General features: G+C 61.2%; 17 protein-coding genes. 7 read left to right on the top strand and 10 right to left on the bottom strand.

Annotated elements, in window-relative coordinates; all coding sequences use genetic code 11:
* Nucleotides 1–42: 42 nt before the first annotated feature.
* Entirely contained in the window at nucleotides 43–3,492 is a 3,450-nt protein-coding gene (mfd, locus tag IEX75_RS02800) for a transcription-repair coupling factor (RefSeq protein WP_188792728.1), read from the bottom strand.
* 176 nt (nucleotides 3,493–3,668) lie between these two features.
* Between mfd and IEX75_RS02795 the strand changes: the two genes are divergently transcribed.
* A complete protein-coding gene (locus tag IEX75_RS02795; protein ID WP_188792727.1) occupies nucleotides 3,669–4,331 on the top strand; it encodes a class I SAM-dependent methyltransferase in 663 nt (220 codons plus the stop codon).
* Between the two features lie 82 nt (nucleotides 4,332–4,413).
* Here the strand turns inward: IEX75_RS02795 and IEX75_RS02790 are convergent, their stop codons facing one another.
* From IEX75_RS02790 to IEX75_RS02775, 4 genes are all read right to left on the bottom strand, one after another.
* Nucleotides 4,414–5,031: a GNAT family N-acetyltransferase gene (locus IEX75_RS02790; RefSeq protein ID WP_188792726.1), complete on the bottom strand. Its 618-nt coding sequence runs from the start codon at nucleotides 5,029–5,031 to the stop codon at nucleotides 4,414–4,416.
* Between the two features lie 159 nt (nucleotides 5,032–5,190).
* Nucleotides 5,191–5,697 carry a Slp family lipoprotein gene (locus tag IEX75_RS02785; protein WP_188792725.1) on the bottom strand — a complete coding sequence of 169 codons (507 nt, stop codon included), beginning with the start codon at nucleotides 5,695–5,697 and terminating at the stop codon, nucleotides 5,191–5,193.
* Between the two features lie 34 nt (nucleotides 5,698–5,731).
* Nucleotides 5,732–6,664 (bottom strand): 23S rRNA (adenine(2030)-N(6))-methyltransferase RlmJ, encoded by a 933-nt coding sequence (locus IEX75_RS02780; RefSeq protein ID WP_188792724.1) that lies wholly within the window; start codon nucleotides 6,662–6,664, stop codon nucleotides 5,732–5,734.
* 84 nt (nucleotides 6,665–6,748) lie between these two features.
* Entirely contained in the window at nucleotides 6,749–7,390 is a 642-nt protein-coding gene (locus tag IEX75_RS02775; protein WP_188792723.1) for an NAD(P)-dependent oxidoreductase, read from the bottom strand.
* Between the two features lie 124 nt (nucleotides 7,391–7,514).
* Here IEX75_RS02775 and IEX75_RS02770 point away from each other — a divergent pair, with 124 nt between their 5' ends.
* On the top strand, nucleotides 7,515–8,396 hold the full coding sequence (locus tag IEX75_RS02770) for a LysR family transcriptional regulator (RefSeq protein ID WP_229720614.1): 882 nt from the start codon (nucleotides 7,515–7,517) through the stop codon (nucleotides 8,394–8,396).
* Nucleotides 8,397–8,404: 8 nt separating this feature from the next.
* On the opposite strand, the gene IEX75_RS02765 is transcribed toward IEX75_RS02770, so the two are convergent.
* The 4 genes from IEX75_RS02765 to IEX75_RS02750 all read right to left on the bottom strand — a co-directional run bounded on the left by IEX75_RS02765 (nucleotide 8,405) and on the right by IEX75_RS02750 (nucleotide 13,678).
* Entirely contained in the window at nucleotides 8,405–9,331 is a 927-nt protein-coding gene (locus IEX75_RS02765; protein ID WP_188792721.1) for a DMT family transporter, read from the bottom strand.
* Between the two features lie 426 nt (nucleotides 9,332–9,757).
* Nucleotides 9,758–11,869, bottom strand: coding sequence for an AsmA family protein (locus tag IEX75_RS02760; RefSeq protein WP_188792720.1), 2,112 nt, complete (start codon nucleotides 11,867–11,869; stop codon nucleotides 9,758–9,760).
* Between the two features lie 127 nt (nucleotides 11,870–11,996).
* Nucleotides 11,997–12,941 (bottom strand): peptidylprolyl isomerase, encoded by a 945-nt coding sequence (locus IEX75_RS02755; RefSeq protein WP_188792719.1) that lies wholly within the window; start codon nucleotides 12,939–12,941, stop codon nucleotides 11,997–11,999.
* 95 nt (nucleotides 12,942–13,036) lie between these two features.
* Complete coding sequence (locus IEX75_RS02750; protein WP_188792718.1) at nucleotides 13,037–13,678, bottom strand: HD domain-containing protein; 642 nt, start codon at nucleotides 13,676–13,678, stop codon at nucleotides 13,037–13,039.
* A 115-nt stretch (nucleotides 13,679–13,793) separates the two neighbouring features.
* Here IEX75_RS02750 and IEX75_RS02745 point away from each other — a divergent pair, with 115 nt between their 5' ends.
* Together IEX75_RS02745 and IEX75_RS02740 are read left to right on the top strand one after the other, a co-directional pair.
* Nucleotides 13,794–14,759, top strand: a complete 966-nt coding sequence (locus IEX75_RS02745) for a GlxA family transcriptional regulator (RefSeq protein WP_188792717.1) — start codon at nucleotides 13,794–13,796, stop codon at nucleotides 14,757–14,759.
* A 114-nt stretch (nucleotides 14,760–14,873) separates the two neighbouring features.
* The gene (locus IEX75_RS02740) at nucleotides 14,874–16,163 is read left to right on the top strand and encodes an NAD(P)/FAD-dependent oxidoreductase (RefSeq protein ID WP_188792716.1); all 1,290 of its coding nucleotides are present in this window, start codon (nucleotides 14,874–14,876) and stop codon (nucleotides 16,161–16,163) included.
* A gap of 160 nt (nucleotides 16,164–16,323) precedes the next feature.
* On the opposite strand, the gene IEX75_RS02735 is transcribed toward IEX75_RS02740, so the two are convergent.
* Nucleotides 16,324–18,708 (bottom strand): TonB-dependent receptor family protein, encoded by a 2,385-nt coding sequence (locus tag IEX75_RS02735; RefSeq protein ID WP_188792715.1) that lies wholly within the window; start codon nucleotides 18,706–18,708, stop codon nucleotides 16,324–16,326.
* Nucleotides 18,709–19,162: 454 nt separating this feature from the next.
* On the opposite strand from IEX75_RS02735, the gene IEX75_RS02730 reads away from it, so the two are divergent.
* The 3 genes from IEX75_RS02730 (at nucleotide 19,163) to IEX75_RS02720 (ending at nucleotide 22,476) form a co-directional block, all read left to right on the top strand.
* Entirely contained in the window at nucleotides 19,163–19,615 is a 453-nt protein-coding gene (locus IEX75_RS02730; RefSeq protein ID WP_188792714.1) for a DUF3574 domain-containing protein, read from the top strand.
* 103 nt (nucleotides 19,616–19,718) lie between these two features.
* Nucleotides 19,719–21,314 (top strand): SulP family inorganic anion transporter, encoded by a 1,596-nt coding sequence (locus IEX75_RS02725; RefSeq protein WP_188792713.1) that lies wholly within the window; start codon nucleotides 19,719–19,721, stop codon nucleotides 21,312–21,314.
* A 172-nt stretch (nucleotides 21,315–21,486) separates the two neighbouring features.
* A complete protein-coding gene (locus IEX75_RS02720; protein WP_188792712.1) occupies nucleotides 21,487–22,476 on the top strand; it encodes a hypothetical protein in 990 nt (329 codons plus the stop codon).
* The last annotated feature ends 26 nt before the right edge of the window (nucleotides 22,477–22,502 follow it).

Raw genomic sequence — 22,502 nt, 5'->3', positions numbered from 1 at the left:
CCATGCCAGTTTGAATAACGATGTTGGGGTTTTCACCCCAACCTACGCGGCCTTGCGAGCCCCAAGTCTTCCAAGCAGATCCTGCGCCGCCCGAACCCGCTCACTGACCCCGGGCAACTCCAGATTGATCTTCAACTTGTCCTGCCCATCCAGCTTGTACACGCGCGGGTAGTTCTGCACCAGGCGAATGATCGCCATCGGATCGATGTCGGGCTTGTCACGGAAAGTGATGCGCCCACCACTGGCGCCAAGATCCAGTTTGCGGATGCCCAGCGGCGTGGCCATCAATTTCAGGCCGGCGACGGCAAACAGGTTCTTCACGACATCGGGCAGCAAGCCGAAGCGATCGATCATTTCCACTTGGAGTTCGCGCAGCCTTTCGTCATCACGCGCGCTGGCGATGCGCTTGTACAGGGTCAAACGTGCATGCACGTCGGGCAGATAGTCGTCGGGAATCAGCGCGGGCAGATGCAATTCCACTTCAGTTTCGTGCTCGCTGGAAAGATCGAAGTCGGGCACCTTGCCGGATTTCAATGCGCGTACCGCACGTTCCAGCAATTCGGTATAGAGACCGAAGCCGATTTCCTGGATCTGGCCGGATTGCTCGTCGCCGAGCAGTTCGCCAGCACCGCGGATTTCCAGGTCATGCGTGGCCAGCGTAAAGCCGGCGCCGAGTTCTTCCAGCGAAGCGAGTGCCTCCAGGCGTTTCTCCGCGTCGGCAGTGATGGCACGGCGATCCGGCACAATCAGATACGCATAGGCACGATGATGCGAACGCCCTACGCGACCGCGCAACTGATGCAACTGCGCCAGACCGAAACGATCCGCGCGATCGATGATGATCGTATTCGCGGTCGGAATATCGATACCGGTTTCAATGATGGTGGTGCATATCAGCACGTTGAAGCGCTGGCGATGGAAATCCGCCATCACCTGTTCCAGTTCGCGCTCCGGCATCTGGCCGTGCGCGATGCCGATGCGCGCATCAGGAACCAGTTCCTGCACTTCACGCGCGGTGCGCTCGATGCTTTCCACTTCGTTGTGCAGGAAATACACCTGGCCGCCGCGCTGCAGCTCGCGCTGGAAGGCTTCGCGGATCAGCGCAGGCTCCCAGGTGGATACGAAGGTGCGCACCGCCATGCGATGCGCGGGTGGCGTGGTGATCAGCGAGAGATCGCGCAGACCGCTCATCGCCATGTTCAACGTGCGGGGAATCGGCGTGGCGGTCATGGTGAGCAGGTCCACTTCCGCACGCAGCTTTTTCAGCTGCTCTTTTTGCCGTACGCCAAAGCGCTGTTCCTCGTCGACGATCACCAATCCCAGATTCTTGAACTTGATATCCGACTGCAGCAGCTTGTGCGTGCCGATGATCACGTCGATCTGGCCGTCTGCCAGGCGTTTGAGCGCTTCGTTGACTTCCTTGGTGGAACGGAAACGCGACAGCACGTCCACCTTCACCGGCCAGTCCGCAAAGCGATCGGCAAAGTTACGGTAGTGCTGCTGCGCCAGCAGGGTGGTGGGTACCAGCAGCGCGACCTGCTTGCCGGCAGTGGCGGCGGCGAAGGCGGCGCGCAAGGCAACTTCGGTCTTGCCGAAGCCCACGTCGCCGCAGATCACGCGATCCATCGCGCGCGGCCGGGCAAGATCGCCGAGCACGGCATCGATCGCCGTAATCTGGTCTGGCGTTTCCTCGAACGGGAAGCTGCTACCGAATTCTTCCACCATCTGGCGATCGATCGGCAAGGATTCACCGCCGCGCGCTTCACGTTGCGCATAGATCGCCAGCAGTTCCGCCGCGACGTCGCGCACTTTCTCGGCGGCTCTCTTGCGCGCGCGTTCCCACGCATCGCCGCCCAATGAATGCAGTGGCGCCAGCTCCGGTGCGGTGCCGGAGTAGCGGCTGACCAGGCCCAGTTGTGCCACCGGGACATAAAGCTTGTCGCCCTTGGCGTATTCGATCACCAGGAACTCGCCGGTCATGCCGCCCAGTTCCATCGATACCAGGCCCTGATAGCGACCCACGCCGTGATCGACGTGCACGATCGGTGCGCCGACGGAAAGCTCGGTCAGGTCGCGGATGATCGTTTCCGGATCGCGTGCCGCACCGCGCTTGCGTCGGCGTTCGGTGCGCACTCGCTCGCCGAACAGTTCGCGCTCGGTCAGCACGGTGATGGCCGGTTGCTTCAGCGCAAAACCCTGCTCAAGCGGAGCGATGGTGATCGCGAGTGACTTCGCGTCCGCGAGAAATGCCGTCCAGCCGTCGACGTTCTGCGGGCGCAGGCCCACGGTGGCCAATTGTTCGAGCAACGCTTCACGGCGTCCGGCCGAATCGGCAGCGATCAGCGTGCGTCCGGGATACGCTTCGATGAAATGCCGCAGTGAGGTGCCTGGTTCCTCACCCTTGCGATTGAGCGGAACCTCCGGCGCCGGCTGCGTGCCCGCATCAACGGCGTGCTCGTGGCCGCTGTCGACCACTTCCACGCGCAAGCGCTTGTTGAGCTGCTCGCGCAACTGCTCAGGCGAGAGATACAGCTCGGCCGGAGGCAGCACCGGACGTTCGATATCGTGCGCGCGCTGGTCGTAACGTTCGGCCGTCTGCACCCAGAACTGCTCCGGCGCTTCGTGCGTGCCTTCGCCGAGCACGAACAGTGCGTTGTCGGCGAGATAGTCGAACAACGTGGCGGTGTTGTCGAAAAACAGCGGCAGGTAATACTCGATGCCGCCGGGCGTCACACCTTCCTTCATGTCCTGGTAAAGCGGGCAGCGGCGCACGTCGATGGGAAAGCGTTCGCGCAGACGATTGCGGAATGCCTTGGCGGCCTCGTCGGTGACGGGGAATTCGCGCGCAGGCAGCAGCTCCACCTTCTCCACCTGCTGCTGCGAGCGCTGCGTTTCCGGATCGAAGCTACGGATCGATTCCACCTCGTCGTCGAACAGTTCGATGCGGTATGGCTCGCCTGCACCCATCGGATAGATATCGATCAATGCGCCGCGCACCGCAAAATCGCCCGGTTCGGCTACTTGCGGCACGTGCCGGTAGCCACAGGCTTCCAGTCGGCGCTGTTCGTTGGCGAGATCGAGCTTCTGTCCCTTGCGCAGCATCAGGCCGGAACCGGCGATATGCGTACGCGGCGCAATGCGTTGCATCAGCGTGGCCGCCGGTACCACCAGCACGCCACGTTTCACGCCCGGCAATTGGTAGAGCGTGGCGACGCGCTGAGAGACGATGTCCGGATGCGGGCTGAAGACGTCGTAGGGCAAGGTTTCCCAATCCGGGAAGTGCAGTACCGGCAACGTGCCTGCAAAAATGCGCAGCTCGTCTTCCAAGGCGTGGGCACGCTGCGTATCGCGCGTGACCACAACCATCAGGCCATCATGCGAACGCGCAGCTTCGACCACCAGCAAAGCACGGGCGGAGCCGTGCGGAGGCGTCCAGAAACGGCGTTGCTTGGGGCTGGTAGGCAGGGGCGGGTGACTGATCAGGGTAGGCATGGGGATCGAGCGTGGAGGGCGCTGGCGGGGTGCCTGGGCCAATCGAGCGCGCAAGTTTAGCGCGTTGGACGGTTGGGACCCATCAAGTGCTTCGAGAGGTGGACGCCGGGTCATTGCACTTCAACACGCCTCATGCAAACTTTCGCCGGCTTTTTTCCCTGAGACAGATCCCACCCATGTCCACCGAAACCACCCTCGACACCCAGGCGGGCGCCGCCGTGTACTCGCCTTGGGTACTAAAGCTTTACGACTGGTGGGTGCTGAGCGTCTCCAACCGCTGGGCGTGGCAATGCTCCACGCAGGATGTGCTATTGCCGTTCTATCGACGACTCATCGGGCCTAGGCACCTGGATGTCGGTGTCGGCACGGGTTTCTATCTGAAGCACGCCGGATTTCGCGCCGACCAGCAGCTGGGCTTGCTTGACCTCAACGAAAACAGCCTGCGCACTGCCGCGCATCGCCTGGGACGCTCCGGCGTGAGTGGATTCGTGCAGGACGTCATGCAGCCGGTGACTGCCCTGGGCGAGCGCAAGTACGACTCGATGGCGCTGTTCTACTTGCTGCACTGCCTGCCGGGTGACATGGCGGACAAGGCGCGCGTGTTTGCCAACTTGAAACCGCATCTCGCCGAAGGCGGCGTGCTGTATGGCGCGACCATCCTGGGTGATGCAGCCGGACATAACGCGTTCGGCCGCAAGCTGATGGACGTCTACAACAAGAAAGGCATCTTCGGGAATCGGGCCGATACGCTGGATGGCTTGGACAAGGCACTACGTAAACACTTCGCCGAAGTGGAGCTTGCGCAGCACGGCAAAGTGGTCTGTTTTACGGCCCGATAGTCGCGTAGGTTGGGGTGCAAACCCCAACATGGCGTGATGATTGGCATAGCGATGTTGGGGTTTGCACCCCAACCTACGATGGTCAGAGCTTAAGGCGAATTTGCGCCGTGCTACCTTCACCCGGCACCATGGTGGCGACGAAGCCCATCTCCTTGCACAACTGCAGCATCGGCCGGTTTTCCATCAGTACGTAGCCCCAGATTTCATCCAGGCCGCGGCGGCGGCATTCGTCCACCAGTCGCTGCATCAGCAGCGCCCCGAGGCCGATGCGCGTCCATTCGCGTTCCACCAGCACTGAGAACTCGGCTGTGTTGGCAGCCACGTCGACGAAGATGCGGCCCACACCACGCAACTCGGCTGGTTTCACCGCTTCGTCGATCAACACGTAGGCAGCTTCCAATTCCGGGTCGATACGGCACAGTCGTTGCGCCATCGGTGCGGGCAACTCCGACATGGCGTGCATGAAGCGGCGGCGCACGTCCTCCTGCGGCAGGCGCTTGAAGCAGCGCTGGATGGCAGTGACGTCGCCGGGTTCGACGCTGCGCAGGATCAGTTCGCGCCCATCGGCAGTACGCACCGCTTCGCCACGCGGCTTGCCAGACAAGGGCGAAGGCGCAGGCGTAAACCGCTCACGGCTGCGTGGCGGCAGTTCGGTGTGGTGGGGGTAGGCGTCGAAATTGCGGACAGGGCTTGTAGGCATAATGCCCGTACTATAGCGTATTGTTTGCGCTGCAGCATGGACGCTAGGATGGTTGTTCCGAGCCTATTTAAGGTTATCAATAGATCGTCGATCCAGCCGGCCTACTGAATATGTTGCGTTGCGACAAGGCGCCGCATCTAGTCCGCCATGCTCATGTGATCAATGGATGCCGACGCCCACGCCGACACCAAAGCTCACGTTCGGATGCCCCTGGCGCAATTCGGCCTGGGTCCAAAGATGCGATTGCGCCACGCTTACCACCGGATAGGTGTAAGCCGCCTGGTCCACTGAACCTGTACGTGTGCCGCTGAGTTGCCCGGTCAGCGTGACCAGGCTGCCGTTCGGGTAATTGAAGGCTTCCAGATAGCCAGGAAACACCGCGATGAAGCGCCCAATGCCCTGCGCATTCGGTTGCGGGCGCTGCGAGGAATCCAGCGGGTAACCCAGGATTTCCATCTCGGTATGACCAGGGAAGTTGCGTACGGCGACCACGCTGCCACCCCAGATCACCGAGCTATTGCCGTACTGCTCCGGCGCGTGCGCGACCTGCATAGGTAGCGGCGTCACGGTACCGGGCGCGGCTTTGTAGATGGGCGCAGGCGCACAAGCCGCCAACAGCAGTAGTGCGAGCGGCGCGAACAGGCGGAAAACAGTGCGCAGATGCATGGCGATGTCCTTTCAGCACGAAGCGGATTCGAGCTTAGCGGGGACGCCTGGATTGCGGTAGCGGCCGAGTGTGATGCGCTTGTGAGCCTGCTGTTTCGCCTTCCTGCACCAGCCAGTCCAACCGCCAAGTCGCCGCATGCTCTTGCGATAGCAAACGCGCCATCGCTTGCAGCGGTTCACGCAGTATCTGATCGAGATTCCAGGGCGCGTTGAGAATCGCCATGCCCGATCCGTTCAAACGCAACGGCGAGTCATCCGGATGCACCAGCAGTTCCGCTTGCAACACGCGTCGTGCGCCGCAGCGTTGCAGCCAGCGCAGGAACGGCTGCACCTGGCTGCGCAGCTTGATCGGATACCAGATCGCGTAGATACCGTTTGGCCAACGCTGCAGCGCCATCTTCAATGCAGCTTCGACCAGGCGGAATTCGTCTTCTTGTGCTTCGTAAGGCGGATCGATCAGCACCAGACCGCGTTTTTCCTTCGGCGGAAGCAGTGCTTTCAGCGCTTCGTAACCATTGCGGTGATGCACGTGCACGCGCTGATCATGGCGAAACAGTTCGCGCAAGCGCGAAACTTCTTCCGGATGCAGTTCGCATAGCTGCGCGCTGTCGGTCGCGCGCATCGCTTGCGCAGCCTGCAGCGGCGAGCCGGGATACAACTTCAAGCCATGCTCATTGCCGGGCAGGGCGAGGATGGTGTCGAGCCAATGGCGTAGCAGCGGGGGCAGCGCGCCGTGTTGTCGGGTCTGCTGCAAATCGGGAAACAGCAGGCGCGCGATACCATCACGGTATTCGCCGGTCTTGCCGGCCTCTTCGCTATCGAGTGCGTAGCAGCCGCTGCCGGCGTGCGTGTCGATCAGGGCAAACGGCGTGTCCTTCGCCTTCAAGGCTTCGATCAGCGCAAACAGCACGCTGTGCTTGAGAACGTCGGCAAAGTTGCCTGCGTGGTAGGCGTGGCGGTAGTTCATGGCGGTCGGCAGGCTGGGATGCGCCAGTATAAATCCCAGCCCGCCATCCGCATGTTGGAGCAAGCCCCAACATGCTCATGAGCCTCAATACGCCACCGTGATCCGCTTCCTGAACGTATCGCTGTTATCGAGCTGATCCAGCAGCGCTGCTACATAATCCGGCACGCTGATGCGGCTGACACCCTTCGCATCCACCAGTAGCTGATCGCCACCGACGCGGTATTTGCCGGTACGTTCGCCATCTTCGATCAGGGCGGCCGGGCTGATGAAGGTCCAATCGACGTTGGCCTTGCTGGCGCGGAACACCTCCAGAGCACGCCCCATGGATTGCGCCTCCGCCTTCCAGGCTTCGGGAAAGTGCGGATCATCAATCAGCTGCTTCCCCGGTGCGATCTCCAGGGTGCCGGCGCCGCCCACCCACAGCAGACGCTTGATGTTGGTGCCATCGAGTGTGTCGAGCAGCGTCTGGGCAGCGTTCGGTAGCGTGTTGCTGTTGCCATCGCGGCGCGGAGAAATACTGGCGATCACGGCATCCGCATGTTTGGCATAAGCAAGCCAGAGCGATGATTCTTCCACCGTGCCTTCCACCACGTGCAGCCGGTCGTGGCTCAGCTTCAAGCGGCTGGTATCACGCACGATAGCGGTAACGTCGTGCCCGCGCGCCAGCGCTTCATCGAGGATGGCATGGCCGATATGCCCGGTGGCGCCGAATAGAACCAATTTCATGGATATCTCCGTCAGGAAAGCAGCGGTGCATCAGCATGCGCGCATGCCGTCGGTTCGATAAGCCGACTAATACGGAATTGACTGTCAAGAAAAGGTTGACAATCATTCGCCCATGGGACGCGACGTGAATCTCAACCGATTGGCCGTTTTCGTGGCGCTGGTGCGCGCGGGCTCGTTTACGGCTGCAGCAGAACACTTGGGGATGACCAAGGCCATGGTCAGCCAGCACCTGCTGCGTCTGGAACGCGAGTTGGGGGTGACGTTGCTCGTGCGCAGCACGCGGCGCATGGCCCTGACCGAAGCGGGTGCGGTCTTTCACGCCGATTGTGTGCAATTGCTGGAACAGGCGCAGGCCGCCATCGAGCGCATCGGTGATCAGCGCAGCAAGCCTACCGGCACGCTGCGTCTTACCACTTCCACCGATTACGGCGCAGCGGTGGTTGCACCGGCACTGAGTGAATTTCGGCGCCTGTATCCGTCGCTGCAGATAGACCTTGTGATCGACGACCAGATCAATGACCTGATCGCCGAGCGCTTTGATCTGGCCATCCGTATCGGCTGGCTGCGCGATTCCAGCCTGCGTGCTACGCGGCTCGGCAGCTTCCGCCAGCTGGTCATGGCCAGCCCGGCTTATCTGGCCGAGCACGACACACCACGCCGGCCGGAGGATCTTGCCATGCACGGCTGGATTGCGATGTCCGCGCTGGCTACGCCTTTGCGCTGGACGTTCACGCGCGGCAACAGCCGCCGCATCGTACGCATGCGCCAGGTGATGCAGGCGAACAACGCGGCAGCGATTCGCGCGCTGGTACTCGCAGGAGCCGGTGTGTCCGTGTTGCCCGATTATCTGGTGCAGGAAGACATCCAGGCCGGACGCCTGCAGGTGCTGCTTGCGCCATATCGACTGCAGGAAGGCGGCATCCACGCCGTGTATCCCGATCCGCAGCCGCCGGCAAAAGTGCGGGCGTTCATTGATTTCATGCGCGACCGGTTGGCGAAACGGTAGGCGCCAGATCAATCCAGATTATGACTCTCCGCCGTCCCCAGTAGCTCCGGCTGCACCGGCGCTTGCTCGTTCCGGTGCAGCAGCGGATGCGCAAACACCGCCGCAAGAATCACCACCACACCGGCATAGAACCAGCCATCCAATTGCCGTTGCTCGCCCAGCAACAGCATGGCCAGCACGATGGCGTAGACCGGTTCCAGATTGGTGATCATCTGCATCGCGAACGCGCTGACGTGACGCAGCGCGACCAACACCAGGGAGAACGGCAACAGCGTGCAGCCGAACGACAGGAGCAACAGCAGCACGGCGTCATGCAGATTCGGCACGGGAAAGGCCGAACCCGTATGCGGCATCCATGGCGCGAGCAACGCTAGGAATAGCGCGCCCGTACCCAGCTCGATGCAGGTCACGGTCAATGGATCGCCATGCTCGACCATGCGCTTGTTGAGCGAACCGAACAACGCGACGAACAGCGCCGATACCACGCCTACCGCAATGCCGATGCGCATATGCCCCGGCACACCGCCCGCCACCATCGCGACACCAGGCACTACGGCAATCGCCATCAACAATTCGCGCGGATCGAAACGCCGCCGTGCGATCCACGGCTCGACGAACGCCAGGAACGCCGGCCCCAGCGCAATGCAGGTGGCGCCGACGGAAGCGTTGGCCAGCTTGATGGCCGCGTAGAACGTCAGCCAGTGCAGCGACACCAGCACACCAATACCCGCGTACGCCAGGCGCAACTTCATCGGCATGCTGCGCAAACCGCGCCAGACGCGCGGCATCAGCAGCAAACTGCCGCCCACCAGCAGCATGCGCCAACCTACCAGGGCCAACGCAGGCAACGTGATCAGCTTGCCGAGGATGGCGGTGAAGCCCCATAGCAGTACGCAGAAATGAATTTGCAGGCGGGCCTTGGTGACGGGCTGCATGGGGCGGTGGGCTAGTGGGGAAGGAGCCTATTCTATGACGATGCGTTGTTCCCTTTTAGAGCGAGTCGTCATTCTGGCGAAGGCCCATTGCTGTCCGGGGAAGATTTTGTCGAAACTCAGAAAATTGCCGCTCTATAGCGCTTTTTGCAAAGGAATGCAGCGAGGAACTTGTTTTCACCATAGCCTTCAATCTTGCCTTATCGTCATTCCGGCGAAGGCCGGAATCCATCGCCAGTACGAAGCATGGATTCCGGCCTTCGCCGGAATGACGGTGAGGTGTTACGAAACTTCCCCGGACAGCAGTGGGCGAAGGCCGGAATGACGTCGAGGCAAGATTGACGTTTTTCGCGGCGAATGGCACCCCGGAGCTACCAAAAACGTGGGGATATATCAGGGTTGTACTTCAATCGAAGAATAGGTGCGGAGCTATTGCTTCACATTCCCCTGCGGCGCGTTGCGCAACTGCGTCAACACTTGCTGGCAATCATTGTGCTGACCGCGACTGGGCACGACCACCGCCAGCAAGGCTGCCGCAGGCGCCGCCAACACCGCCAGCGCGACTGCGCCGCCGCCTCTCAATATCAGCGGCCACGGCTTCACGCCTACGTCGGGATCTTTGAAAGTACCCTTCACGTAAAGCGGCGAGCGCAGCGAGAACACGCGCAGCCCCTTCGTATGCGGTACCACATCCAGATCCAGATGTTCGTCGTGGAAGTTGATGGTGCCGCTCACATTGATGATCGCGTCCGACGTGTCCAGCACGAACAGGCGGCTGGTGAACAGGCCGTTGTCGCCAGTCATGTCGGCCGCAGCACAATTGATCTTCACGGTCTGGTCGCCGAACAATTTCCGGACCACCACGTTGGCGACGTTCAAGCCGGCCATTTCCAGCAGCGTTTTGCTGATCATGCCGTTGTTCATCAGCATTTTGGCTTCGCCGTTCGCATTGCTGAGCAAGCCCGACACAGAACTGCCGGCTCCATTCATGGTGATATCGCCATTGATCTCACCGAGGCTGTTCTGCATGGATGGCACGGTCGGGAACAACTGCTTCAGTTGCAGATGGCGAGCGCGCAGATCGAGGGCGGTGCGGATGGGCTGGGCATTGCTGTCTAGCTGCACATTTCCATCAATCGTGCCACCTGCGACGCCCGCATGCAGTGGATCGAGCTTCAGCACGCCGTTGTCCAGGTGAACGTGCGTGCTGAGTGCATCGATCGGCAAGGAGCTCGGATGCTCGATGCGAGCCGCGTCGAAGCTGACATCGGCATCCATGGTCTTCAGGCGATCGGTATGGAACTGCTCCACCGGCAGCGCCTTGTTTCCGGGCTGCGGCGTGGTATCGCCGCGCTCTTGTTTCTGCGCCGGGTTGCCTGCACCGACCAGTGCGCCAAGGTCGGCGAAGCGCAGCACCTGCGAGTGCAGATCGCCGGTCAATGTCATGCGCGGCCCGCCCGTCACCACCTCGAGATTGCCGCCGATGTCGCTTCCGCCGACACGGCCGCGGAAGTTGCGGTAGCTATAGCGGCTGCCTTGCATATGCACTTCCGCGGACAAATGGCCTTCCGTTGCAAAGGGCGGCGTATCCGGCAACGTGATGCCAAGAATTGGATAGAGCTTCGCCATGCTTGCGCCGGCAAACCACACGCGCATATTCAATGCAGACAAGTGCATGGGATCGGTCAGCGTGCCGACCACGGCGATCTTGCTGGTATCGATATGCACGCGCGCCTGGATGGGGAATGGCTGGGTGGCACTCTCCAGTGCTAGTACCCCGCCAGTCTTGCCGTCCCCACTCACCGGCGCGCCCTTGTAGGTGCCGTTAACGCTCCAAGCAAACTGGTAGGCAGTGCGTTTGGCGTTATTGGAAAGATCGGGATTGGTCTCGGCGCTGTTCGCCACGCGGCCCACGTCATGCCCCACATCGGCGCGCGATTCGCTGGTGGCCTGCGCCACGAGCTGGTCATAAGGGATCGCCTGCTGCAGTGGCGTCATGCCGATCCGCAGCTTCGAACGTGTCTGCACGTCGTCCAGCGCGATCTCACCCTTGTCGAGGCCCATCGTGCCCATGCTGAGTTTCCAGCTTGAGGGCTGCTGGTTGTTTTGCAGGGCAAGCTGCCAGTTGGCCTGGCCTCGGCTGTTGCGCTCCAGATCCACGTGCAGATTGGACAACTGCACCCAAGGTACATAGATGTGATGGAGCAGCAACGGCAGTGGCGAAATCCGGAATTGCAGCGCATCGAGCTGCACCAGCTGCGGTTGCTTGGTCCACGATGGATTGCCGATACGGATGTCGCGCGCCGTAAAGGTTGGCCAAGGTATCAAGCTGCGCAAACTAGGCTCGCTCGGTTCGCGCCGCCATGCCGCAGTGATGTCCCCGTTGATCGTGAAGGGACGGCCGATCGCCGCACTGACCTTGTCGTCGATCGTCGGCTTGAGCCGGTTCCAGTTGAACAGCGCCACGAACAGCACCAGCGCAAGCACCAGTACCAGCAGCACACCCACGATCCAAGCGAGTATTTTCAGACTGAGTCGCATCACTCCCTGCCTTTGCCAGTCACCGCTCGAGGTGCGGTTAGCGTCTGCCCGGCTCAACTAACTACGGCTGAAGCGAAGATCGTGTGTAGTTTTCGTGCCCGCACCGTTCGTCGGGCACGTTATCTCATCAATGAGCGGCGTTCGCCGGCGGTTCCGTACGCACCGGCACGTCGATATTGCAGATATCGATCTTCCCGGCCGGCAATGTGTAGAACGCGTCGTGACGGTTGCGCTTGGCCTCGATGATGGCGGTGAAGGTGGCGCTATCGGTACGCAACACCTCAAGCTTCTCACGCTGTGCCGGTGGCAGATCGGCCGCCAGTTTCACCGACAGGATCGGCGTGCGCTGTGCTGCCTGTGTGTAGAACCCCAGCGGCCCGGTACCGCGCGGCAGCCCTGACAGATACGGCATGCCTTCCAGCACGCGGCCGGCAATCGCTAGATTGCGATCGATCTGCCGCGGCGCCTGGCCGATGGCTACATACAAGGAACTGCCACTGCCGCTGTCCGGCGCCACGTCGCGCGCCACGCCGACCATGCCGTAGCAGTGCACCAGCCATTCGCGTCCGCCGGCTGGGTCGCGTGCCGCGGGAAAGCCTTCGCTGAAACCTACCTGTGGTGCGTAGACATCGCCATCGGGCAGGGGCGTCCATGGCAACTTGGGATCGATCGAACGCGTGTACTCCGGCGGCAACGTGCGCTTGGCGTTGCCGAGTGGCTTGATCTTGCTTTTATCGCCGCTGTCGTCGTCATTGGGATCGCCCCATTGCGTGACGAAGTTGTCCTGCACGCGAATGATCGCCAGCCCATCGAAATAATGCTCCCGCACCAGCGTGCGGATGTTGGCGGCGTGCAGCGGCGTGAAGTCGGGCGCCAGCTCAATCACCACGCGTCCTTGCGGCAACTGCATGTACAGCAGGTTATTGGGATCGGGCGTGCGCCATTCGTCCGCTTTGGATTTGGCAATCAGTTCCTTCGCAGTGGGCGTGGCCTTCGGCGTATCCGCCATGGCAGGCAACGCAAGCAGGCCCATTGCGATAAGCAGACCGGCAGAAAGACGGCGCAGGCGCATAAACGGTTTCCCCATAGGTGTCGGCTGCGTGACGGTAACAGAGACACCCCGTGATGCGTAGTCCCATTGGCAGTACGCATCACGCCGAAGCAGTGCTACTCGGGCCACGCCGAGCCGCGGATCACGCTGCAGAAATTGCCGGGGACAAAACCGCGTTGCTTATCCGCAATCACGTCGCCTTTTACGTTGCCGAATGTCGTCTCCGGCTTGTGGTGAATCCCGTCGTAGAAGGTCTGGATAATGGCTTCCTTGAAGTGGCTGCCACGCGGATGCACATGCACCACCGCCTCGCGTTCCTGCGCGCCGAAACGCTGATAGTCGATGCCAAGCACGTCCATTTCCACACCGGCCGTCACCAGCGCAACCACAGGGTGCATGTGCTCCGGAATGCCCGGCGTGGTATGCAGGGCAATAGCCGTCCAAACCGTATCGATGTCCGCCTGGGCAATGCCATGGCGGTGAAGGAAGTCGCGCGCGACGTTGGCGCCGTCGACTTCAAAGCGCAGGTCGGGGCTGCGATGCAGCGGGGTAAGCCCCATGTCATGGAACATCGCGCCTGCGTACAGCAATTCGGCATCGAACGAAAGGCCGCGGCGCTTGCCGGCCAGTGCGCCAAAGTAATAGACGCGGCTTGAATGGTGAAACAGCAGCGGCGATGCGGTATCGCGCACCAGATCGGTGATTTCGCGTGCGAGCTGGCTGTCGGGAATGCCGATGCCATTGATGGTGAGTGCCATGGGAAGTCTCCTGAGAGGAAGCAAGCCCAGTGTCATTCGCATCGCGCATGTCATCAAATGGCGTAATACGTCATATACTGCCATCCTCCGCGCATCACGGACACAGGAGTCAGGCATGGCCAAGACGATCGCTTTGCTGGCGCTACCCGGCGTGCAGTTGCTGGATGTTTCCGGTCCGCTCGACGTCTTTGCCCAGGCCAATATTGAGGCGGGGCAGGCGTTCTACGCGCTGCAGGTGATGGCTTGCAAGCGCGGTCCACTGATCAGTTCGTCCGGCGTGCGCCTGCTGCCGGACCGGGTGGCAGGCGAATCAGACGAACGTGTCGATACCTTGCTGGTGGCAGGTGCCCCGCACGCCGCCGACTATGCGATGCCGGATGCAACGCTCAGCTGGCTGTGCGGCATGGCGGTCCGCGCACGTCGGTATGGCTCGGTCTGCACCGGCGCATTCGTGCTTGCCGGCACTGGCTTGCTGCGCGGAAAGCACATCACCACGCATTGGGCAGCCGCAGAACGTCTGCGGCAGGAACATCCCTCAGTCACCGTCGACGAAGACGCACTTTACGTGCGCGACGGAAAATTACGCACGGCGGCAGGCGTGACGGCGGGGTTGGACCTGTCGCTATCGCTGGTCGAAGAAGACCTGGGCCGCGACATTGCCATGCGCGTCGCTTCCCAACTGGTCATGTTTTTCAAGCGGCCGGGTGGGCAGATGCAGTTCAGCCGAAGCGGTGAAACACGGCCTGCAGGACGTTCGGTATTGCAGGAAGTGCAACGTTGGATCGTGGCGCATCCCGAGCTGGACCACAGTGTTCCGGAGCTTGCCGAGCGAGCAGGCCTCAGTCCACGTCATTTTGCACGACTGTTCCATACCGAAGTAGGCAGCACGCCGGCAGCATGGGTCGAAGCGGCACGCATTGCGGCGGCTCGCGCGCTGTTTGAAGGCGGTCACGCGGCGCCGAAGCAGGTGGCTGCGAAATGCGGTTTCCAAAACATCGATACGTTCCGGCGCGTGTTTGCCAAGCATGTGGGTGTGACACCGGCCGAGTATCGCAAGCGTTACATGCCCATCGCTATGTAGGTTGGGGTGCAAACCCCAACATCGCCACCTGCACAGGCATGGCAATGTTGGGGTTTGCACCCCAACCTACAAAGCACGTGCGCTATGTACGGCGCCATGTATCCTCGAACGGTTATGTTCGGCAAGCCAAGGAGAAGTCATTTGAAGGCCACCTCACCTCTGCATCGCGTCGTCATCATCGGCGCCGGCTTCGGTGGCTTGGAAGCCGCCAGGCACCTAGGCCATCAACCCGTGGACGTCACGGTGATCGATCGCAGCAATCATCATGTCTTCCAACCGCTGCTTTACCAGGTGGCGGGCGCTGCCCTGGATATTTCCCAGATCGCATGGCCGATCCGGCATGTGCTGCGTCGCTTCAAGAACGTCACCACACTGATGGCCGAGGTGGACGGTGTCGACACGACCGCCAAGACCGTGCGGCTCACCGATGGCAAGCGCATACCGTACGACACGCTGGTGATCGCCACCGGTGCCACGCATGCTTACTTCGGCCATGACGAGTGGGCGCAGTTTGCGCCAGGGCTGAAAACCTTGGGCGATGCCTTGTCGATCCGGCAGCATCTGCTGACGGTGTTCGAACAGGCCGAGCGCGAACCCGATCCGGACAAACGGCAGAAGCTGCAGACCTTCGTGGTGATTGGTGCCGGTGCTACGGGCGTGGAATTGGCTTGCACCATCGCTGAACTGGCGCTCGAAGAAATGCCCGGGGATTTTCGACACGCCGATACACGCACGGCACGCGTCATCGTGGTTGAAGCCGCGTCGAGGGTATTGTCCAGCTTCCCGGAGCCGCTGTCCGATTACGTGCTAAAGACCATGGAGCACATCGGCGTCACGGTCATGCTGAATTGTCCGGTGACCGAATGCCACGCCGATGGTGTCGTTTGCAACGACAAGCGCATCGATGCCGGCGCGGTGTTCTGGGCGGCTGGCGTGCGCGCATCGCCGGCGGCGCAATGGTTGAACGTGCCGGCGGATAGAGCCGGTCGCGTCAAGGTGGAAGGCGATCTCCACGTTGCCGCGCACCCAGACATTTTCGTGATCGGCGATACGGCCCTGGTCGAGCAGGAAAACGGCAAGCCGGTTCCCGGTCTCGCTCCCGCCGCCAAGCAACAAGGACAGTACGTAGCGGAATTGATCAAGGCGCGGTTACACAACCGTCCGGCGCCGCGTCCTTTCCGTTATCGCAACTACGGCAACCTGTCCACCATCGGCAAGCACACGGCGGTGGTGGATTTCGGGAAGGTGAAACTGCGCGGGCGGGTAGCGTGGGCGATGTGGGCGCTGGCGCACATCTATTTCTTGATCGGTGTGCGCAATCGCTTGATGGTGGCGTTGAATTGGTTGTGGCTTTACATCAAGGGAGACCGTGGGGCGAGGATCATTCTTAGCCGCAAGTCCTGAGTCTGTAGCGCGTAGGTTGGGTTAGCGCAGCGTAACCCAACAAGGCCGCTTCGAATATGTTGGGTTACGTTGCGCTAACCCAACCTACGCAGTTTCGACTGGGGTTCGAATCCAGCCGTGTCCCTCACCCCAACCGGGAGAGGGAGTCATGGGTGCCAGATCAGAACAACTCCGTACTAAGCGTCACATACCACTGCCGCGGCGCCCCCACGTAATACGTCGGCGACGATTGCCCCGCCGACAGCGTCGGGCTCGACGGCAGCATCAAATAGCGCCGGTTGAGCAGGTTCAGCGCATTGATGGCGATCGTCGGCTTGTGCAGCACGCTGAAATCCGGCAGTTCGTAGCTGGCGCTGCCGTTCAAGGTGAAGTTTGACGACACGCGCTCCGTGTTCAAGAAGTCGCCGTACTCGCTACCGGTGAACTTGCCGTTGAGGTTCAACGTCAAGCCGTTCGCCGAATAGCGTGCACCAAGGTACGACATGTTGCGCGGTGTGCCAGGAAACTGTTTGCCCTTGGTGTCGTAGAACGCAGCAGCGGTATCCGGGGTGGCTGGCAGGTTCAGATCCTGCTCCACCTTCGCCTGCGTATAGGTGTACGAGCTGTACAGCGTGAAGCCGTGCCCCAGGTCCAGGTTGCCTTCGGCATTCACGCCAGCCATGCGCACGCGACCGGCGTTGATGTAGTAGTTGATGAAGGTGTTGGGGTCCAGGCCCACGGCCGTGCGATTGCCCATGTTGGCCAGGTACGCATCGGTGTGCAGCGTGAGCGGTCCTTGCGTGAAGCGCCAGCCGATCTCGTTCGACCATGCGCTTTCCGGCATCGGCGGCGGCAGGCCGAGCCGCGAGTTGCCGAATGTGGCATCGTCCGGTGGCGCGCGGAAGGTGCGGGTGATGCTGTAGTAAAGCTGGTTGTTGTCATCCAGCTTCCACGAAGCGCCCGCCGTCGGCAGGAAGCGATGATAGCGGTCGTCGGAGTTCTGGTAGGACGTCCAATCCACCGGATCGGGATTGCCGGGATACAGCACGAACTGATTGGCGCGCTCTGTATGCAGATAGGCTACGCCGGCGTTGAACGTCCATGCATCGTTGGGCGTCCAGGTGTCTTCCACGAACGCCTTCTTCACCGTGGTGACGTCGTACTCGGAGTAGTTTTTCCAGACCTGTCCGTTGCTATACGTAAGCAGATCTTTGTCGCCCCACACAGATACCGGTATGCCGGTATTCGGATCGACGTACGACGCATCAATGTATTCCAGCTGGCGCGAGCGCTCGTACCAGATGCCCCAGTCGAGCGTGTTGTCCAATCCCAGTTCCAGCGTGAACTTCGCATTGATACCCGGGCGATAGGTGATCGGGCGATACGCTTCATACACCGTGTATTGGCCATCCGCGAACTGGTTGGACTGTACGATCGGCTGCCCCTTCGCATTGAACTGCAGCGGCAGGAATCCACCGAAGCTGCCGTTGCCGTCACCGAACTGGAAGTAGGGAATGACGGAAAGCGAAAGATTGTTGCTGAGCTTGAACTCGCCGTTCACGCTCGCCACCCATGACTTGAACGGGTTCTGGAACAGCCGGTAGTAATTGACCTGGGTTAGCGTGGCCGGATCGCTGTAAAGCGCGCTGGCGGGGAAGCCGCCGGCTGGCGTGGGCGTCCAGGTCGTGCCGTAGTCGTAGCTGTAGCCGTACTGCGCCGCCTGCGCCTTGGTCAGCGGCATGTAGAAATAATTGTGTTCGCGGTTGAGATTGAAGTTGGCGGTAACGCTGTTGTTGTCGTCGATCGTCCACACCGATTTGGCCTGAATACGGTCGATGTGGTTGTAGCCGCCGCCACGCCACTTGTCATCCGAGTTGCGCGATATCGAAATCCAGCTGCGTACCGGACCGATCGCACCGGTGTTGAAGCGCAGGTAGGTGCTTCGCGCATCGTTGCTGCCGAACGTCTGGCCCGCGTAGACGTTGAAATTCTCAGTCGGTGTGCGCGTGATGAAGCTGATATGGCCGCCCACTGCACCGAGATCGGGCATGTCCAGGTCGGCCGAACCTTGCGATACGTTGATGGATTCGTAGTTGCGCGCCTCGCCGTATTCCGAGGCGTAGGGAACGTAGTTGCCCGCATCGTTCACCGGCACGCCGTCGAGCGTGACGCCGATCTCGCTCGCGTTGAAGCCGCGGATCGTATAGCTGCTGGCATCGGTAAGACCGAAGCCATCGCTGGAAGCGGAGTTCACGCCTGGCGCGCTGTTGATCATCTGCGTGTAATCCGCCGTGATCGGCACCTCGGCGATCGCCTGCGCGGTGATCGTCGACACCTGCTTGGGCTGGTCCTGGACGGCCATCAAGCCGCCAGCCAGCGACTGCGCATTGACGCTGACGGTGGAAAGCGTGGTGCTCTTGCGGGTCTTGTCGTTCGTGCCGCTGTTGCTGTTGCTGGATGATTGCGGTGTGTCGTCCGCGTGTGCGGTGCCGACCGTGCCAAGTATCAGGGCCGTGGCCAGTGCAAGCCAAAGCGGTTTGTGACGACGAACTGCGGATCTATGCATGCCTGGTATTCCCCGGAACGAAATGTGCCGACAAACAGCGCGCGCCCAGTCTTTGCTGGTACTTGGATGGCCTGTCATGACAAATGGAAAACATCGCAGAAGCCGATCTAAGCGCCGGCTCCCTCCCAATGCTGCGATGTAACAAATTTTTTATCGTAATGACGCGGGCTTGTCTAGATCGCAAAAACCGCGCAGTGCATACCGGGTCGAGATATGCCAACCAAGGCCTTTGAATTTGCGTCAATAAACCAGTTGGAAGAAATTTTTTACCAATGGTGCTATGCCTATAAGGCGAGATGGCTTACGGTGTGCTGACGCAACAAATTGCGATGGGTTTGTTTGAAACATCGGTGGCCTCGAGCCGTCGTGGCAGGTTGCGAAGGCGGCGACCCGTCATCAATACTCGCGGGCAGGACGCACCGTCTGGACGTCCAAACGTTTTGAAGGGGAGTGCATGAAGATTCACCGTTCGCTGCTTGCCGCCGTGTTTGCGTTCCAGCTCGCTGCCTGTGCCACCACCTCGGCACCCGTCACCTCTTCCACCTTGCAAGGGGATGCAGCGCATCCGGCGCAAACGCAAGGCTGGGTGGATACCAAGCTCTTTTTCGGCCTTGGCCCGGCGGATCACCCGGAGCAGGGCATCAGCGAAGCGCAATGGCGCGCCTTTCTCGACAAGGAAGTCACGCCGCGTTTTCCCGATGGCCTGACGGTTATCGACGTGTACGGGCAATGGCAGGGTAAACAGGAATCCACGCCCGAACGCCTGCATTCGAAAATGCTGGTGATCTATTACCCCGATACGAGCGACAACCGCGGCAAGATCGACGCGATTCGCGCAGCGTGGAAACAGCGTACGGGCGACCAGTCGGTGTTGCGGGTGACGCAGCCGGCGGATGTGTCGTTCTAACGGCATCTCATCGTAGGTTGGGGTGCAAACCCCAACATCGCCATGCTTGGCATCCCATGTTGGGGTTTACACCCCAACCTACATCCGCACATCGAGACGCATCGTGACCCAACCCACCAGCAAACTCCCCCACGTCGTCAGCGCCGACTTCAACGGCTTCCTGGGCCTGCTGGTGGACAACCTGTCCGTGATGGCTTTCCTCGCCACAGCCTTGATCGGCATCTTCGGCTTCCCCGCCGACCTGGTTTACACGCGCATGTTCCCCGGCACCACGCTGGGTATCCTGCTCGGCAATCTTGCGTACACGATGATGGCGCGCCGTGTGGCCAGGCGCACCGGCAACGCAAAAACCACGGCCATGCCGCTGGGTGTCGATGCACCTACCACCATCGGCATGGCGCTGCTGGTGCTCGGTCCGGCCTTTCTGCATTACAAGCAGTCCGGCATGGACGAGCACGCCGCGGCGATCGCCACCTGGCAGCTCGGCATGGCCTCGCTGGTAGTCATGGGTGTGCTCAAGACCGTGCTGTCGTTTTTCGGCCCGATGGTTCAGCGGCACGTGCCGCGCGCAGGTTTGCTTGGCTCCATTGCCGGCATTGCGCTGGTGCTGATGGGTTTTCTGCCGCTGGTGGAAATCATGAAAGTGCCCGTGGTCGGTTTCGCCGGCCTTGGCGTGGTGCTGTATGCATTGGTGGCACGCGGACATATGCCATGGAACCTGCCTGGCGTGCTGGTGGCTTTCGTCGTCGGCGTGCTGCTGTATGAAGTGCTGGGGCCGCTGGGCTGGCTGGGGCATGGCTATCACCCGATGGCCGCGTGGCAGTGGCGCTTTGCCTTGCCGTGGCCGACGCTGGCATGGCTGCATGGCCTGCCGCTGACGATTCCGTATCTATCGTTGATCCTGCCGTTCGGATTGCTGATGGTGGTGGGCGGCATCAACGTCACCGAGAGCGCTCGTGCCGCTGGCGACGACTACAACACGCGCGACATCCTGCTGGTGGAAGCACTGGCCACGCTGGCTGCCGGCTTCTGCGGCGGCGTGGCGCAAACCACGCCGTACATCGGCCAGCCGGCGTTTCGCGCGATGGGTGCACGCACGGGCTATACCCTGATCACCGGCATCGTGGTGGGTCTGGGCGGCATCTTCGGCTACCTCTCCAACCTGGTGGAAATGCTGCCGCTGGCGGTGCTTGCGCCGATCCTGATCTTCATCGCCATCAGCATCACCACGCAGGCGTTCGAAGCAACGCCGCTACGCTACGCGGCGGCCGTGGTGTTCAGCTTCTTTCCCGCCATCGCGCGCATGGTCGCGATCAAGCTGGGCGATCCTACCTATGTTGCGCCGGATCATTTCATGGCGCTCTACAACGATGCCTCGCAAGGTATTTCCGAACTGGCTGTGATTAACGTGTTGGGCAATGGCTTCATCATTACCTCGATGATCTGGGCCAGCTTCGTCGTTGCGATGATCGATCACAAACCGCGTCATGCAGCATGGATCGCATTGCTGGGCGGCGGGCTGACCTTGTTCGGCATCATCCACTCCGTCATGCCGGCCGGCAATCTGTATCTGCCATGGACACTTGATCCGGCGATGCGCACGATCGCCTTCCAGTTTGCGGGTGCCTATTTGGCATTAGCCGCCGTGTTGCTGGTATTTTCCTTTTGGCGCGGGGAGCCAGCTCCGGATCACGCTTAGCAGGAGTCAAACAAGGCAGATGCTGGCCCTGAAAGACAGGCGCTGGCGCGGTATGCAGCGAATGTGTTCAGCGTCGTTGCATGGTGCTTGAGACGCATCACGGTAATTTCCGACGCAACCATTCATCCTTTAGGCTTCACTCAATCACCAGCATCGAACACAGGGGGGCCTAATGATCGAGCTGGAAATACAGGCGCTCGCGCTGTCGCGCGAGGGTCTGCTTATCGATGTCGGACGCTGCGCCGCGGCATGCGGTTTTGCGCTGGTACGCCAGCGCCTGGCCGATGATCGCAACGGCACATTGCTTACCATGGTCGTGCGTGGGCTGGCACGCAATCAGCGCACGCTGGAAACCGCACTGGATAAACTCGAGCGCATCATCAGCTTCGAAATTTCTCCGGTCGTGGAAGGGCAGCCGAAGCCGCACTTCGCGGCCTCGCGTTCGGTGTCGGCCGGCTACGTACCACCTCCGCCGCCTGCGCCACCTGCCGAAACACCCAAGCCGGCGGAAGCCAATCGTTCGCCGAAGGCATCCGATGTGATCGCGCAAGTCGTAAGCCGCACGCCGGCTGCACCGGAACCGGTACAACCCTTCGTAAAACCGCAGCCATTGCTGCAGTCCGAACCGGAACCGGAGCCCGAATTCGTCTTTGTGCGCACTCCCGCGCCAGCACCACCTCCGGCGCCAGCAGAGCCTTTCAAGGAACTGATCCAGTTGGATGCCGACCAGGCAGCGGTGGAAAAGCTGCTGCCAAAACTGATGAGCGACTACCCGCAAATCCTCCCATTGCTGAAAAAGCTGGAGCAAGCGGTGGAAGAGGGCGCACGCGAATCATCATTGTCGCTCGCCGGTCAGCGCATCGGCACCTGGCTGTTCGAGCGCAACCACGCCGTGACGGCGAAGATGGGGGTGGACGAAGCGATGGAACGTATCGGCGTGCCGGCCTTGCGCGCGCTGGCGGAAGTGGATTATTCCGGCAACCAGCTGCACATCCGCAACAGCCCTTTGTGCACCGAAGATGGGCGTTCGAGCTGCAAGTTTTTCAGCGGTTATCTGGAAGGCTTGATCGGGCCGGTGGTGGCGTCGCAGGGCCTGTCGATCTTCGCCGTGTGCTGCCGCAGTTGCGGTGCGGATGAGTGTGTATTGGCGTTGATGGACTGAGCTCGCGTAGGTTGGGGTGCAAACCC

Source organism: Dyella nitratireducens (assembly GCF_014642835.1).
Classification (GTDB): Bacteria; Pseudomonadota; Gammaproteobacteria; order Xanthomonadales; family Rhodanobacteraceae; genus Dyella_B; species Dyella_B nitratireducens.
Note: the sequence above shows the minus strand (reverse complement) of the source record. Positions and strands in the feature narration are given on the sequence as shown.